We start from the raw sequence: 16,686 nt of genomic DNA, 5'->3' as shown, positions 1-16,686 counted from the left end.
ATTTCAACTAACATTTTTCCCCGCTATTTGATCATTTTCCTTGTCCCCAATCTTAGTAACTCCATCTCCCAAATCAGGATTTAAAATCCGTTCACTCAACTTTGCCAAAATCGCTTGTCGTAACTGCTGATCATCGGGTAATTCCCCCAGAATTTTGTCAACAATCTGCTCAACCTGCGATTCTCTCCCATGATCTACCCATACCATTCGATTGAATTCATTACCATCGGGACGAGTTATAGTAATGCGTCGCGCTTCAAAACCTTCCCCCTTAGCGGCGACTTCCTTTTGCAAAATTTCCAGATTTATAAACCGTCGCACCAAATCTGCTAATTTCATTTCAAATGCGATCACATCATCATCACTCCATGACTCAGCCGGTTTATCTGCAACAATCATTACCAAAGCTTCCAACCACTGAAAATCACTCTTCGTTTCATCGGATGCGGCGCGAATAAAGCGTTTTAGTAAAGGTTCAATACATTTTCCCGCCAAATAATTCGCCCTTACCCGCAAATCTTCCCTGAGTTTTGTTTCTTGACTTCTCACACCAAATGCTTCATAAATCAGTTTTTGACAATCACTTAATAAATGATCATAAGCTGTATGAATTTCTCGCAGAGCATGAACTAATTTCGTGCGTAAAGTTTTCGCAGTTACACCATCATCCCCAGCTTCAGTCCCAATTGCAGGTAAATTACAAGCTGCTGGTAAGGCTTTAAATAACAATTCATCAGGTTCAACAGTAGTTTGTAATGCTTTTAAAATCGCTCTGGGTTCATCTGCAAGCCGTCGGGTTTGTTGAGTATATTTCGGCAGTTTCTTGGCAAATTGATAAAGAGGAGTAACCACAGTTAATAAAGTTGCATTACGCACTTTACCCAATTTTTTTAACTGCGGATTGCGTAAAATAACTTCTAATTCTTTAAATACTTCTGCCCTTAATCCGACGACTGCAAAATACTTCACAGCAAACCGTTCAGGATATTTTACTAGTAATTCAAAATGTTCTGTTCCCAATACAGGAATAAATGTTCCGTCTTGATACAGCCCTAAATCATCAGCGTGATACAACAGTACCGCCGCTAAAATTATTGGAATAGCACCCTGTTTTACACCATAAGGGGGTGCTGCTAAATGTTGATAGAGTAAATCAAAACTTTGGCTGGTTTCTGTTGCGGCTAAACAAAAATTCTCAACTGCTTCCCACAGAGAATTCAATCCTGAATTTTCTAATGGTGGGTAAAAGTCCCAATAATTATCTTCTTGACGATGAATCCCTGTTTCTTCTAACAGAGAATAATACATACTCACTTCCGGGCCATAACCTTCTAACCCTAATCTCTCTTCATTTTGATGTTCCAACATTGCTTGAATCAATTCTCGTCTAGCTTTCGCCCCTTGGGAGGTTAAATCTCGACGGTTAATTAATTCATTCCACAAAATTGGACTGCGATGATAAACGCGATCGCAAATATCAGAAAGCTTACTATTAAAATCAGTAATGTTGTTGAGTTTTTCGATTTTTCCTTGAATCCAATATTGCTGATTTACACCAATGCTAAACGACTGATTCAGGGTTTCATCTAAAAATTCTTCGGCTTCTTGTAAGCGATAATTTACTTCTTTTCTCGCCACTCCATCAGTTTGTAATTCTTTGGCTGTTTTTTTGATATTATTTAAAGCCACAAATTCTAGGGTACGAATTTGCAAAATATCTAAGTTAGCAGCACTCAAAATCACCAATGGTTTACCATCGCTAGTTGTGGGAGGAACAGAATGAGGAGTTTCCTTGTCTACCCAATACCCGACAAAACCATCTGCATCCGCACTACTACAACATAATAGATGCAAATCTTGAGAATTATCTAAATAATCTCGTTCAAAATAACGTAAAGTTCCCGTTTGATAACTGTGACGTTGAGCAACTAAAGGTTTGAGAGGACGGTGAACAGATAACAGTTTCACTAAAGGTGATCGCTCTTGTTCTATATAGTTACTTAACTCACCATCAACATTAAAATCAGAACCTTGCCAAATCCGCAACTCATCTAATTGACGACGATGAGTAATTAAATTCTGCTTGAGCAGTTGATCAATAATTTTTTGCCAATAATTAATCTGTTCTTCTGATGGGCGATCGCACATGGCTAACGAAACTAAAGTTCGTGTCGCTCTCATTGAACCTGTAACTGTAATTAAGTTTAAAATCCCAATCGTTTTTAGAACCCTAAGACTGTCTTCCTCTAACCGTTTAGCATCATTAATTAAATCTTGGATTTCTACCCATCTTTGCAAATTAGGGCGAGAAGCTAAACCCATTCCTGCGGCTTCAATAAAATAGTCATAAACTCGCTCTAATTTCAAACTTGGCAAATTATCATTTGTAATTGTGACTTCTTCTAAGAAATTACGAAAAGATAAAGGTTCACTACTAGTTAAAAAAGTAAATAAAGAACGATCATTTTGAGCATAACGTTGACAAAGAGTAGGTAAAACTAAAGCCGACAAAGGATGTAATGGATAAACTTCTTTAATCACCTGCTCATTTACTTCTTCGTCTACAATTGTAGATTCTAAATATTGCCACCACTCTTGAGAGTAACTATTAATAGCACAACTTATATTTTCTGCTGCTGAAGAGTCAATTGCTTCACCTATTAAACTCATCATTTGTCCAGATGACTCAGTAAAAGCAATATCCTCAAATCGTCCCTGAATCTTCGCCCATTCGTTGCGTTGCACAGATGCTAATCTTTGACCGTATTCCGCAAACGCCTGATGTAAAATACCTAAAATATAAACAGGAGTTTTGCTATCTTTTGGTAATTCAGCTAATTGTTGTAAAACATACAAATCTTCAGCCCCTTGAGCATGAGCAGCATACTCTAAATTCTTACCCAATTCATCAATAACCAGGAAAATTCCACTTTTGGATTCCTTAGCAACTTCTAACACTAAATTAGGAATTTCCTTACTATCAACCGTTCCACCATCATTAATTTCTGTTTCTAAATCTACCAATTTACGAACAATATTAATTTTGTTTCTTTGAGTAACACTCCAAAAGCTATTAACGCCTATTGATAAAGCCCTGATAATTGTATGACTAATCGGTTCTCTTTGTCCCGTAGCCACAGCCCTAACTAATCCTGTAGAATTAATTTGTGATTTAATTAATTGATAAATAACATGATCTTTTCCTAATGCTTCCTCTGCTATAGATAAAGCTTTTATGTGTATTTTCTTTTGAGAATTAGCACATAGCGAAATTAAATAATGAGCAAAAGCAGATTTACCCGTACCATAAACACTGGTTAATGTCCAAGCTCTATTTCCTTCATCGGAATTCAAACTATTTAAAATCCGCCCTAGAGAATCAATTGCTCTTTTAGTCAGAACATAACCATCTAATGCTTCCACACTCTCTAAATCTCTTTCTAAGTTTATTGAACGAGAATAGCGACGCTGGAGGCTGAAATAATGGGATAGTTTTTTGTTAATCATATTTTTACTTATGTTGATTAATAATTATAATATTGCCCTAAAATTTCTTCAGCTAAAGTCTCTGGTTCATCAGTAAAAGATAGTTGAATTAACCCGGCGGTATCAGAAAGAATTATCGCCTCAAATTCTTTAGCAACCGTCTCAATAGCTGCACATAAAATATTTTCCGTCAGTTTAAATACCATCCCCGGACTACCCTCATCATAAAGTAACCGCCGAATAGTAATTGTTTTGCTATCTTGACTTACCCAACTAGCGTATTCTAAACAAGTAGCAACAATAATTTGTGCAGGTAAATTCGCCTTTGCGCCAATTTTAAATTGATAATTTTTACCAAAGTGACGAATTAAACCAAGCTCGTTAAAAGGACAATCAATCGAATCTTCAATTGGAGTATTATTTTTACTAAAATCCTGTGTAGCATACATTCTTAAAATACAATTCACATCTTTGATAAAAGAAGATTCGGCAATAGTTTTATTAAAGTTACCTATATAATCTTTCAGCCCTGCTAAAATATCTTCTTTTGTAAACTCTAAATCTCGAAATACATTAAAAATATAATACCAGGCAGCAGCTTCACAAGTAGGTTTTAACAAATACCAATGTAATAACCATAATGATGCCGGATCTTCTAAATAAGGGTCCCATCCATTGTTTCCTAAAAGTTTATCTCCGAAACTTGTTGGTAAATTATTTTTATCAATAATTTTAAAAGCACTACACCAATAGCGAATCGCACGTACCATATTTTTACCAACGCCTAAACGTACAGGCGCATCATCCTGTAAAAAAATTCCTGGATTTCTATTGACTGCATCAAACCCTTTTTTCAACCAACCGAAACGAGGGTGAAAAGTTTCATGGTTGGCAAAGACTGGATTTACCGGATTTTCAAAATATTTTAAGTTCAGAGTTGTCTGGATCACAAGTAGGATTGAATATAATAGAGACTATTTTGGTTATTATGACTCAAAGTAGATAAAATAATTTAAATCTAAATGATATTAACAAGCTTAATTTTTATATCTTGTAACTCTGTACAACTGTACGCACCTACCGATGTATTTGTATTGATGTGTGCCTCCGTTGGAGACTCACGTTGTATCATCAAAAAAATAAAATTTTATTAGGGATAATCGTGGCGAGCCAACGGACATCGCCTTGGTTCTATCAAACTCCACAAATTCAAGCGATCGCTTTACTCCAAACTCTGCAATCCAATCGCAATTTTACTGTGCTTCTCAATTTGACTCATCACTTGTTTGGCACGTTGAATTACCACCCCAGGTAAACCCGCCAATCTTCCCGCTTCAATACCGTAGGACTTATCTGCACCCCCCGGTTGAACCTGATGCAAAAAGATAATTTGGTCTGGTAACTCCTTCACCGTCACCTGATAATTCGCCACATTCGGTAAAATGCTTGACAATTCATTCAACTCATGATAATGTGTTGCAAAAATTGTTCGTGCCTCAATCTCAGCGGCTAAATATTCCGCCACCGCCCAAGCAATTGACAGCCCGTCAAAAGTCGCCGTTCCTCGCCCAATTTCATCTAACAACACCAGCGATCGCGATGTGGCATGATTGAGAATATTCGCTGTCTCATTCATTTCCACCATAAACGTAGATTGACCCGTCGCCAAATCATCCACCGCACCCACACGGGTAAAAATGCGATCGCACACACTCAACTTCGCATACCTAGCAGGCACAAAACTACCAATTTGCGCCATCAACTGAATTAACCCCACCTGTCTCAAATAACAACTCTTACCACTCGCATTCGGTCCCGTGAGAATTATCAAATCTGGATTGTCATTTGTCATTTGTCCTTGGTCATTTGTGATTTGTTCTTGATCAGTTGCTAATGACAAATGACTAGTGACTAATGACTTTCCTCCCAAACTCGTAGAGTTCGGTACAAAAAACCCAGCTGGTAAAGACTGTTCTACCACCGGATGACGCCCATCGACAACATAAATCTCTCGTCCCTCTACCATTTGAGGGCGACAATAACCTTGATATACAGCCAACTCCGCCAAACCGCACAACACATCCACCGCCGCCACAGCCCGCGACAGATTCCGAATCACCTCCGCTTGGGCTGCAACTTCCTCCCGCAACGCCACGAAAATTTCATACTCCATCTGGTTCAAATCATCCCGCGCCGTCAAAATCCGCGCTTCCCGTTCCTTCAACTCTGGAGTAATGTAGCGTTCTTCATTCGTTAAAGTCTGTTTGCGTATATAATTTGACGGTACTTGGTCAGCCTTGGCACGGGAAATACTGATATAATATCCAAAAGTTTTATTAAATCCCACCTTCAGCGTCTGAATACCCGTCCTCGCCCGTTCATCAACCTCTAAATTTGCAATCCATTTTTGGTCTTCTTCCACCAAACTCCGTCTTTCATCCAACTGAGGATTAACTCCCTGACGAATCAATCCACCTTCTTTAATATGTATTGGTGGTGACTCCACAATATAACTACGGATTTTTTGCCCTAACTCCTCCAAACCAGGGGGAACTTTCTGCAAGGCTTTCAGGAAGAGAGACGCAGCATCCATCACTAACAGCGCTAATTCCGGCAACTTGGACACAGAATCAGCCAAAGCTACCAAATCTTTAGCATTTGCTGTACCAGAACCAGCCCTTCCCGTCAAACGTTCCAAATCGTAAATTTGCCGTAATAACTGCCGTAAATCTTGGCGTAGAGGCGTATTTTCTAGCAATTCTTGAATTGTATCTTGCCGTGCTTGGATACCTTTGATCTCAAGTAGTGGTTGTAACAACCAGCGTCGTAAAGCCCGACTACCCATCGCCGTAGAAGTTCTATCCAAAGCCCAAAGTAAAGAACCGTGAAAACTACCATCACGGACAGTTTGCGTAATTTCCAGGTTGCGCCGAGTTTGATGGTCTACAATCAGATAATCAGTAATTGTGTAAGTTCTCAGTGGTTGTAGGGGTACAGAACTTTCTTTTTGTGTATCTTCTAGGTATTCTAAAAGACCACCAGCCGCCCGGACTGCGAGGGGGAGGTGTTCGCAACCCAAACCTTCGAGCGATCGCACTTTAAATTTCTGCAATAATCTGGATCTCGCTTCGCCAACTGAAAAAGGTAGTTGCGATCGCAGTGCATAACAAAACGCTGGTGGTAAACATTCTGGTAAATGCTCCGACTTCTCTCCCGGTCGTAATAAACTTCCCAAATCAGGCGCATTCGTCGGAACTAATACCTCCGCCGGCTGCAAGCGCATTAATTCTTGCGTCAAATGTTCACTAATGCTACCTTGGGTAGTTAAGAATTCCCCGGTAGAAATATCTGCATAAGCCAAACCCCAATGTTCGCCAGCAATTACCACAGCCGCGAGGTAATTATTGCGACTGGCTTTCAGCATTCCTTCTTCTAACAAAGTCCCAGGAGTGATAATCCGCGTTACTTCGCGCCGTACCAATCTACCAACAGCTTCCGAAGCATCTTCGACTTGATCACAAATCACCACTGCATACCCTTTTTCTACCAACAGAGTAGCGTGGCGTTCCCAAGCGTGGTGCGGAACACCACTCATTGATACCCTTCCCACTTCTCCTACTGGTTTGCTGGTGAGGTAAAGTTCTAATTCCTGCGCCAGAATTACAGCATCTTCAAAATAGCATTCAAAAAAGTCTCCCACTCGATACAGCAAAACCGCATGGGGATACTTCTCTTTTGTCTCGACATAATGCTGAAACATTTGAGTCAGCTTAGTGCGATCCACCAGTCGATGGTCAGTAATAAATGTGTTCGCATTGTTGCCGGCGTTTGGCTGGGATGCAGAGTAAGAAGCGGTCATGGATGTTTAGGGATACACATTTTTAACATGCCAATAACCGATGATAGCGCGTCATCAGGGCTACCAAGAAATTGCTCAAGGTTTATTTATTTTTTCTTCATCAAGGGATTGGAAGGGGGATAGTAAGTTTTGTAGGGTGTGTTAAGTGCCTTTGTACTTCTGCCTTCTGAATTTTTCAGCAACCCCTATTTACTTCTATAGGTATATTTGATGTATTTTGTGTAAATGTAAAGCTATAACTGATCAGCTTTTATCAATACTTGACATCAAGCAACGTGAGTGCTAAACGTTTACCCCAAACAACAGCCCATGTGAGGATTATCCGTCAATCTTGGCAACAGGGCCTACTGGAAGGAGAAGTAAGAGCAGGAGATTTTGAGTGGCAGTTTCAATGGCACTTCCGCCGAGGAGAATTGTCTGTCAAACCATCACAAGGTCGTGCCTTAATCAAAGAACCTCTTGGTCGTTTTTTAGAGCAAAAAGATTACCAACTTGAACCAGGAGGAGACTATGCTTTTACTATTCGGGCAGAACTTTGACTAAGAATTATGAATGATGAATGATGAATTATGAAATTTTTGATCATTCATAATTCATTTTGCCGATTCTGTAAGACGACTTAGATATCTTTCAATCAGGAGAATGGCAACTATGTCATCGATTGGTCTTGGAGGTGTTCGCATTCCTTGTGGTAACAGTTTGGTGATTCCTTTTGGTGGGAACATTTGCCAATAGCGATCGCGTGCTTCTAAACTGGTGTAGCGTTCATCGACCAAGATAATATTTAACTGCTCTGACAATTCTTGTTGTAGTTGCTGTTTCCAGCGTTTGGCTGTGGTTTGATCACCCATCACCATTAAAGAAATAGGAAATCTCTGGCGCAGAGTTTCAATATTGGCGATCGCTTCACCAGAAGGTATAACCTGATGATAATGTAGCTTTCGATCCAGCCCCATCACTGCTAAACCACATTTATCTTTACCGGGATCAAACCCTAAAATTACTGGTTGAGTTGGTGTAAATTCACTTAAATTCATATTTTAAAGATGATTTTAAATAATAGTTATTAGTTAGTAGTTATTGGTTAATGTATTAGTGATCTGCTACTAACCAATAACTACTAACAAAATTAAGTACTAAAAATCACTTGTCCATTTTTAATTGCCACCAATTTTACTTTCAACGGCCCGGCGGTATATGTATCTTTTGCGGCAATAGCTTTAATGTCTATTGATTGGTCATATTGTCGTAAATCGGCAATAAAACGCAAAAAAGTCCCATCGATTTGAATATCTTCTAAAATTCCAGCACTACGAGCGCGAAATTGGGAAGCAGAAATTAACAGTTCTAAGCGCTGTCGCAGTTGATAGGATGTCATGGTTTTGGGATCAGCCGTCGTTGTAGCTAGTACTTCACCTCCAGAGAACACGATTTGATTGAGTGCTGCATCTGCAAAAAATTCGATTGGTTTTTCTCCTCTGACGTAGTTACCTGCACAGAAAATCCGCACCACGTAATCTCGACCATCTTTAATCTGATTACTTAACTGTTCAACCTGTTCTCCGGTGACGCGTAGTACCTGCACACCTGGGAGAGTATTAATTCCAGGTTCACTTAACTTTGTACTGGCGTTTCTATTTGCTTCCTTTAATAGCTGGATTACTGCTTGACGAGCAGCCGCAGGTTGTTCGACGCGGACTACTCCAGCAGCCAGAACTTGACCTCGAACTAAGGCCAGTTTCCCTAAACGTAAGTCGCGATAAGACTGGTAGTACTTTTCTAGTCTTGCGACTTCCTGTTCCAGAAAATCCTGTTGTGTTTCCAGTTGTTTGAGGCGGGTTTCTCGTTGGGCAATAATTTGCTCCCGTGCTGTAATTTCGAGATTACGCTTTTGAATGATCGCATCTAGTTTCGCAATTGTCTGATCCCGATTTTGAATCATTTCTTGACGCTTGGCTAGTTCGCGATCGCGTTTGTCAATGGCTGCTTGGGCTTCAGCAACCGCCTGTTTAGCTTGTTCATAAAGTTTTTGGCGTTCTGCTTTGAGTCGTTTAATTTCCTCTAGCTGTCTGTTTCTTTCTTGATAAACGTTTTGCAACTGAGCTATAGCTTTTTCATATTGAGTTGCTACTTGACTCAATTGTTTTTGAGTGCCTGCAAGCTGGCTTTTAGTGCGTGCTTGTTGATTAATCGTACGGTTAAGCTGGGCTTGCGTTTGCTGTTGTTTAGCGTTGACTGCTTGTAAAGATTTGTTAATTTCTTGCAAATCCTCTTGAGCTTTGGTTTGTTCTTTTCGGGCTTGATCTAGTTCTGTCTTGGTTGTATTAAGTTGCTGGGTTGTAGTCTCCAGTTGTACGCGTTTCCGCCTAAGGTCTTTTTGAATATCTTGTAACTCAAAAACTCCCTTACGCAAGCCATCATCAGCTAAAAATAAAATGCCCAGGGTTGATGCGGAAATGCCCAACCCGGTCAAAATTGTTACTAATACAGCTGTATTTTTCGGTCTGAGGTTGAAAAGTGAGAGCCGTTTTTTGCCAACCCGCGTCCCAATGCGATCGCCGACGGTGGCAATAACGCCTCCCAAAACTAAGATTGCAATAATGAGGATGTACCCGGTGGCCATCTGTTTGTATTTACCGAAGAGATCCTTCCAGATACAGCCTACTACTTTCAGGCATTTTCTGTGGCGAATTGCAGGTTGATAAATTACTAGGTTCAGGGAAAAGGGTTAAGGGGAAAGGATTAAAAGGGAAAAAACAAGAAAATTTACCATATTACCCATTACCCATTACCCATTACCTATTTTTACAAGAGTGTCTATAATTTTTTAATTCCGCTTCCCAAATGCAATTAAGTGAATTGCCGACTTAATGTCACGGGTTTGTGGACTGTAATTTTTTTCTTGTGTATGGAAATCATCTTCTTTTCGCGCAAATCGCCTAGTAACCTAGTGACAGTAACGCGAGTCGAACCAATTGCTTCAGCGATCGCCTGATGAGATAGCTTGAGATCAATTGTGATTCCATCTGCACAAGGAAGACCAAAATCTCGACAGAGAATTAATAAGAAACTTATTAATCTTGAACCCATATCTCGGTGAGCGAGGGTTTCAATCATCATCTCTGTCTGAAGAATGCGCGAAGATAAACCCCGCAGCATCAACATCGATAGTTCTGGATTTTCCTTGAGTGCTTGTTCTACCTGTTCAATGGGTGCTGAGAGCAATTCCACAGGCGTAAAAGCAACTGCATGATAAAAACGGTCTGACTTATTTCCCGTTAGTAGGGACAAAACCCCAAATACACTATTTTCCCGCAGAAGTGCTACGGTTATTTCTTCTCCTGCTTCATACACCCTGGAGAGTTTAACTGCACCTTTTAAAAGAAAGTAAACTCTTTCAGCAGGATCGCCGGGGAAAAAGATCGTCTTGTTGCGCTCGAACGATTCCACCACTGGCGGAAACGCTCCAGTCGCCATTTGACGAAAAACATTTGCTAGGGCTTTATCTTGTGTCACGATCATCTCCCTTCCCCTACCCAACGCCGGAAAAATGAATATGGATTTCCTAAGAATACACTCGACAATTCAATAAAACATTGTCAACCCTTTTGTACAGTCCTATACTTAACCCTTTTGTTCAATTGATGTTTGTTCAACATGATACAAAATTTCTAGTGCAGGGATCTAGTACTTTTTGTTAGGTACTTCCAAAATTGTAGACAATAAGTTTTTGAAGAAAAAAGAAGGTTTCATAGAGACTTTATTAAAACATTAAATGGTACATTGATGGTAAAAAGCAATTTTGGCACTTTAGGTCTAGAAAATACGGATGTGAAAATATAGGATAGTGTGGGTGCAAAATAAACCACTAATAAATTTAGTTACTCTCAAGAGAAAAATACCTTTTTCTAAAACCTTTACTCTGCTTAAAAGTCTTTTTAATCATCTATCTTTCAAATTAGCTGTTTGTATCCGATTGTGGTTAAAGCTAGATGAAGTCTCTTCTCTTACATCCACCCTAACTAGTCGCTCAAAAATCAAATTGATCAAACGAAGACAAACCAAGCTCAGATTCATGTATGCTCCTAGTGAAACATCACATCAATGATTTCTATGCTGGATCTGACTGGAAAAAATGCCCTTGTTACAGGCATTGCTAATAACCGTTCTATTGCTTGGGGGATTGCTCAACAATTGCACAAAGCCGGAGCTAACCTTGGCATTACCTATTTAAGCGACGAAAAAGGCAAAATGGAAAAGAAAGTCGCAGAATTGGTCGAACCACTCAATCCTACTCTGTTTTTGCCTTGTAATGTTCAAAATGACGAGGAAATTAAGTCTACCTTTGAAACAATCCAGGATAAGTGGGGTAGCTTAGATATTCTGATTCATTGTCTCGCTTTTGCCCAAAAAGATGATTTGAGTGGAGACTTTAGCCAAACCTCGCGTGAAGGATTTCGTACAGCTTTAGAAGTCAGCACCTATTCTTTAGTGCAACTAGCTGGTGCAGCTAAACCTTTAATGACTTCAGGAGGAAGCATAGTAACTCTGACTTATTTAGGTTCTATCAGAGCAATCCCCAACTATAATGTCATGGGAGTTGCTAAAGCCGGATTAGAAGCAAGCGTACGTTATTTAGCATCAGAACTAGGCTCTGCTAATATCCGCGTCAATGCGATCTCCGCCGGCCCAATTCGTACTTTGGCTTCTAGTGCCGTTGGCGGTATTTTAGATATGATTCACCATGTCGAGAAAGTAGCCCCCTTACGGCGCACCGTTACACAGACTGAGGTAGGTAATGCAGCAGCATTCTTGTGTAGCGACTTGGCAAGTGGAATTACAGGACAAGTCCTGTATGTTGATGCAGGATATGAAATTATGGGAATGTAGTAAGAGAGGACAACTAATCAGTTATCAGTTATCAGTTATCAGTTATCAAAATTAAACTGCTAACAGTTCACTGTTAACTGTTAACTGATTCATGCCCAATCCCCGATCCCCGATCCCCGATCCCCGATCCCCGATCCCCAATCCCCGATCCCCAATTCCTATGCAAATAAGCGATCGCCAAACTCTATCTTCACCCAGCAATCTGACACAAACTCCTCGTATTGCTTCTGTACGTCGTACCACGGGGGAAACTGATGTCCACGTTACGATTAATTTAGATGGCACAGGAGTTTGCAATGCAGCTACTGGTATTCCTTTTTTAGATCATATGCTGCATCAAATCGCCTCCCACGGATTGATTGACTTGGATATCCAAGCAACGGGAGACTTGCATATTGATGACCATCACACTAACGAAGATGTTGCTATAACTTTGGGACAAGCTATCAGCAAAGTATTAGGCGACAAGAAAGGTATTGTCCGTTTTGGTAATTTTCTTGCGCCTCTAGATGAAGCATTAATTCAGGTAGCACTGGATTTTTCGGGTCGTCCTCATCTCAGCTATGGTTTGCAAATTCCCACTCAGCGAGTCGGAACTTATGACACTCAGCTAGTACGAGAGTTTTTTGTGGCGTTAGCAGGTAATAGTCAAATGACGCTGCACATTCGCCAGTTAGACGGGATCAATTCTCATCACATTATAGAGGCGACATTTAAGGCTTTTGCCAGAGCAATGCGGATGGCGGTAGAAATTGATCCCCGTCGTGCAGGGACGATCCCCAGTTCTAAGGGAGTGTTATAAGTTAAGTCACCACAAATAAAGCTAACTAGTTGGGGTTGTCCTTTGTCATTCGTCATTCGTCATTGGTAAGGATTTTTGTTAACGAACCACATAGACGCGTCAGCGGCTTCCCGCAGGGTAGGACACAAAGAACACAAAGAGTTTAAGAAGTTGGTAGGAATTAGTAATTTATTAATTACATCAATCAAGGAAAGTGGTTGGTTTCAATCCCTAATAGGGATTTGTGTAAGTTGCAACAAAAGGCTTATCTTGTACAAAATGATAGGGTTCGTTTCAATCCCTAATAGGGATTTGTGTAAGTTGCAACGGAAATTTATCTCTTATAGTACTTAATGGAGTATCTGTTTCAATCCCTAATAGGGATTTGTGTAAGTTGCAACTGTATTTAACTTATTTAAACAACAATAATCATAAGGTTTCAATCCCTAATAGGGATTTGTGTAAGTTGCAACAATGCAGCAACGCCTAGAGACTGGGGATTACTTGGTTTCAATCCCTAATAGGGATTTGTGTAAGTTGCAACTCATAGTCATCTTCTATTTGTACTAGATGAGTGAGGTTTCAATCCCTAATAGGGATTTGTGTAAGTTGCAACGAAAAAACAAAAAAGGAAAGGGTGCTATTCCTACGTTTCAATCCCTAATAGGGATTTGTGTAAGTTGCAACACCATTACTCACTGGAGGCTGGGAGCTTGCACCAAGTTTCAATCCCTAATAGGGATTTGTGTAAGTTGCAACTTGCGATCGTTTGCTCAAATACTCTACGAGCATAAGTTTCAATCCCTAATAGGGATTTGTGTAAGTTGCAACAATCTAGAGTTAGCGATATTAATAGTATTTCCGCTGTTTCAATCCCTAATAGGGATTTGTGTAAGTTGCAACCGCGGGCTTTCCCCTCTTTGAGCCAACGTCTAGCGCGTTTCAATCCCTAATAGGGATTTGTGTAAGTTGCAACCTCCACTCAAAGTTACTGGTAAATTATCAGAAATTGTTTCAATCCCTAATAGGGATTTGTGTAAGTTGCAACTATATGGTGTCGCCACCACTGTCTACAAATATATGTTTCAATCCCTAATAGGGATTTGTGTAAGTTGCAACCTCATCTTTATATCTCAGGTATGGTAAAGAGCAAGTTTCAATCCCTAATAGGGATTTGTGTAAGTTGCAACTGCTATAGGTGGAATATATAAAGGTACTGCTGAAGGTTTCAATCCCTAATAGGGATTTGTGTAAGTTGCAACAGATGATTGGTGCAAACAGAAAGGGTACAGCAGAGTTTCAATCCCTAATAGGGATTTGTGTAAGTTGCAACAATTCTTACAATTTCATCTTCACTAATGAACTGCTGTTTCAATCCCTAATAGGGATTTGTGTAAGTTGCAACTTTACTTTTCTTTTGTCAAATAAGGAGACTTTATTATGATTAGTTTCAATCCCTAATAGGGATTTGTGTAAGTTGCAACTTCAATCGGTTTCGCAGTCGGGTGCTTGGAATATCGTTTCGTTTCAATCCCTAATAGGGATTTGTGTAAGTTGCAACAAGTCACCAACTCGGAACCACCGTCGAAAGCCCGTTTCAATCCCTAATAGGGATTTGTGTAAGTTGCAACATAATCTTAACGTGCGGGGTACACAGACCATCATTGTTTCAATCCCTAATAGGGATTTGTGTAAGTTGCAACTTCCTAGTAGCGGATTTACTGATTACTGGTTGCCAGTTTCAATCCCTAATAGGGATTTGTGTAAGTTGCAACGCTATTTCATGCAGCCAAGCCTTGGTCACGGCACGTTTCAATCCCTAATAGGGATTTGTGTAAGTTGCAACCATCCTCCCAGGGGTTAATAATATTGGGAGGAACCTGGGTTTCAATCCCTAATAGGGATTTGTGTAAGTTGCAACTGCTCAATCTAGAAGCCTTGCTGTATTTGGTTTTCAAGGTTCAGTGGTGCAGACCTAGAGTAAATATATCGTTTGAGCGATCGCACTGTCAAGAGTGGCTTGGAAAAAATTGGCTCAAATGCTTTACTGGTAAGAGTTTTAGACATTGCGCGAACCTCTGTTTTGATGTGAATAGCTCAAATCCAGAACAGGTAAGTCTTTCAGGCATAAAATTTGAGTTTCCGTGTAAAACACCTACAGGTTTGCACCATTACAGAAACTCAACATTCTCTATCATCTTCAACAACCTTAATTGCTTTGTGTGAAACTCATATTTTAATGTTGACATCAAACGATAATTTTTGTGAAATGGTTGATACACATTATCATCTTACAAAGTATACGTAAAATCTTCCACCAACATCCCAGGAACCATACTACCTCCCAGTTGCCGACCTTCATAGGTTCCGACTTCGGGGATAAATTCTTGAAAATTGGTAAAATCGAGTAAATTTTCACCCCAGAAGCGATAAAGACTATCGTCAAACCGCAGATTCTCTATTGGTGCGATGATTTCGCCATTTTCCACCCAAAAACAGGCATAGCGGGTCATACCTGTGATTCTACCCGTGGGGCGATCGCTCCAATTTAAATAATGTAAGTTTGATACATATAATCCTGTATCCAAACTTGGCAGAATTTGGTCAAATTCTAAATTACCCGGACTTATTTCTGGCGATCGCAAAGATTCATGACTATTAGCACCGTTAGGAGTTTTTTGATATTCTTTGGCGGTACGAGAATTTATCAAGGTATTTACTAATACTCCTTGAGTAATTATTGGTAATTCCAGGGCTGTCATTTCTCCCCATTCATTAAAACGCGGTACTGTTCCCCGTCGAAAGTTTTCTTTGAGATTAAACTTAGCAGAAAGTTGTTTTTCTTGACGCGAAAGAGCAGCTAAAGCACTATTTCCTTGTTGTAGATCAGCTTCACTAGTAGCACCCCAAGAAAGCATCATTAATAAATTGTCAACTGCGTCTGGGGCAAAATAAGTTCTATATTGTCCGCGTGGTAATTGCTTAACTGGACGAGCCAATAATTCTAGTTGCTTTTTTGCTTCTTGAATTTTATTGATATAAGCTTTTTGATGCCAATCACTACCTGCAAATATACCTTTAACCGCTTGTCCTTCAGTGTCAAATATAGAGTAATCTAGGGTAAAAGAATCAGTAGCAAACCAGTGTTTTTGTCCCTGAGAATCAGCATAGGCATTAACTACAGATCCGCCAGCATACAAACCTGTAAAATCTAATTCTGTGACTGATTCTAAAACATTTGATACTACTGCTTCTTCAGTCAATAAATTACCAGAATATACTTCTCGACTAGTATTAATTCCTGATGGCAATACTAAATAAGGATCTAAAAGTAGAAAATGTAGTTCTGCGCGTAGTTCTTGCAGAGCTTGGTATGTGACTTCCCAATCTATTTCCCAATTTCCAGTAAAAGGAATTTGTCTAAAACTACTGCGTTGGTCTTGGATTAAACTTAGGTCAATCCAGCCATCAGCAACTATACCAGTTTGTCTAACTTTGGCATGATTAAAGCGAGTAAATTGACTGCGTTCGCTATTTAATCTGACAGTAAATTCTTCAGTTGCTACTTTTTTCAGCAACAAAGTATCGATCAGTTGGTTAAAGCTGATTTCTAAAGCAGTGAGTTCCTGGTTGTTCATGATGGGGATTGGGGGTTGAGGGGACAAGGGAG

11 protein-coding genes and 1 CRISPR repeat array are annotated in these 16,686 nt (G+C 39.9%); of the genes, 3 read left to right on the top strand and 8 right to left on the bottom strand.

The features are described from left to right. Positions 1 to 3: 3 nt before the first annotated feature. The 3 genes from ACE1AT_RS15180 to mutS all read right to left on the bottom strand — a co-directional run bounded on the left by ACE1AT_RS15180 (position 4) and on the right by mutS (position 7,345). Positions 4 to 3,507, bottom strand: coding sequence for a hypothetical protein (locus ACE1AT_RS15180; protein ID WP_374869694.1), 3,504 nt, complete (start codon positions 3,505 to 3,507; stop codon positions 4 to 6). Positions 3,508 to 3,524: 17 nt separating this feature from the next. Next, positions 3,525 to 4,436 carry a DUF4007 family protein gene (locus tag ACE1AT_RS15175; protein ID WP_374869692.1) on the bottom strand — a complete coding sequence of 304 codons (912 nt, stop codon included), beginning with the start codon at positions 4,434 to 4,436 and terminating at the stop codon, positions 3,525 to 3,527. A gap of 272 nt (positions 4,437 to 4,708) precedes the next feature. Then, positions 4,709 to 7,345, bottom strand: a complete 2,637-nt coding sequence (gene mutS / locus ACE1AT_RS15170) for a DNA mismatch repair protein MutS (RefSeq protein ID WP_374869690.1) — start codon at positions 7,343 to 7,345, stop codon at positions 4,709 to 4,711. Positions 7,346 to 7,620: 275 nt separating this feature from the next. On the opposite strand from mutS, the gene ACE1AT_RS15165 reads away from it, so the two are divergent. Further along, a complete protein-coding gene (locus ACE1AT_RS15165) occupies positions 7,621 to 7,884 on the top strand; it encodes a DUF3146 family protein (RefSeq protein ID WP_016860267.1) in 264 nt (87 codons plus the stop codon). 54 nt (positions 7,885 to 7,938) lie between these two features. Here the strand turns inward: ACE1AT_RS15165 and ruvX are convergent, their stop codons facing one another. The 3 genes from ruvX to ntcA all read right to left on the bottom strand — a co-directional run bounded on the left by ruvX (position 7,939) and on the right by ntcA (position 10,867). After that, positions 7,939 to 8,382, bottom strand: a complete 444-nt coding sequence (gene ruvX / locus ACE1AT_RS15160) for a Holliday junction resolvase RuvX (RefSeq protein WP_374869688.1) — start codon at positions 8,380 to 8,382, stop codon at positions 7,939 to 7,941. Between the two features lie 92 nt (positions 8,383 to 8,474). Continuing rightward, the gene (locus tag ACE1AT_RS15155; RefSeq protein ID WP_374869686.1) at positions 8,475 to 9,968 is read right to left on the bottom strand and encodes a DUF3084 domain-containing protein; all 1,494 of its coding nucleotides are present in this window, start codon (positions 9,966 to 9,968) and stop codon (positions 8,475 to 8,477) included. 227 nt (positions 9,969 to 10,195) lie between these two features. Continuing rightward, on the bottom strand, positions 10,196 to 10,867 hold the full coding sequence (gene ntcA / locus ACE1AT_RS15150) for a global nitrogen regulator NtcA (protein WP_009459526.1): 672 nt from the start codon (positions 10,865 to 10,867) through the stop codon (positions 10,196 to 10,198). 591 nt (positions 10,868 to 11,458) lie between these two features. Between ntcA and fabI the strand changes: the two genes are divergently transcribed. Next, positions 11,459 to 12,235 (top strand): enoyl-ACP reductase FabI, encoded by a 777-nt coding sequence (fabI, locus tag ACE1AT_RS15145; protein ID WP_374869683.1) that lies wholly within the window; start codon positions 11,459 to 11,461, stop codon positions 12,233 to 12,235. A gap of 160 nt (positions 12,236 to 12,395) precedes the next feature. Then, positions 12,396 to 13,037 carry an imidazoleglycerol-phosphate dehydratase HisB gene (gene hisB / locus ACE1AT_RS15140; protein WP_374869682.1) on the top strand — a complete coding sequence of 214 codons (642 nt, stop codon included), beginning with the start codon at positions 12,396 to 12,398 and terminating at the stop codon, positions 13,035 to 13,037. A 200-nt stretch (positions 13,038 to 13,237) separates the two neighbouring features. Then, a CRISPR array of direct repeats spans positions 13,238 to 14,937; the repeat unit is 37 nt; unit sequence GTTTCAATCCCTAATAGGGATTTGTGTAAGTTGCAAC. A gap of 8 nt (positions 14,938 to 14,945) precedes the next feature. Here the strand turns inward: hisB and ACE1AT_RS15135 are convergent. Together ACE1AT_RS15135 and ACE1AT_RS15130 are read right to left on the bottom strand one after the other, a co-directional pair. Then, the gene (locus tag ACE1AT_RS15135) at positions 14,946 to 15,083 is read right to left on the bottom strand and encodes a hypothetical protein (protein WP_374869680.1); all 138 of its coding nucleotides are present in this window, start codon (positions 15,081 to 15,083) and stop codon (positions 14,946 to 14,948) included. Between the two features lie 224 nt (positions 15,084 to 15,307). Then, positions 15,308 to 16,654, bottom strand: a complete 1,347-nt coding sequence (locus ACE1AT_RS15130) for a TldD/PmbA family protein (protein WP_374869678.1) — start codon at positions 16,652 to 16,654, stop codon at positions 15,308 to 15,310. Positions 16,655 to 16,686 lie beyond the last annotated feature (32 nt).

The sequence above is a fragment of the Pelatocladus sp. BLCC-F211 genome (assembly GCF_041928655.1).
Lineage (GTDB): Bacteria > Cyanobacteriota > Cyanobacteriia > Cyanobacteriales > Nostocaceae > Pelatocladus.
Note: the sequence above shows the minus strand (reverse complement) of the source record. Positions and strands in the feature narration are given on the sequence as shown.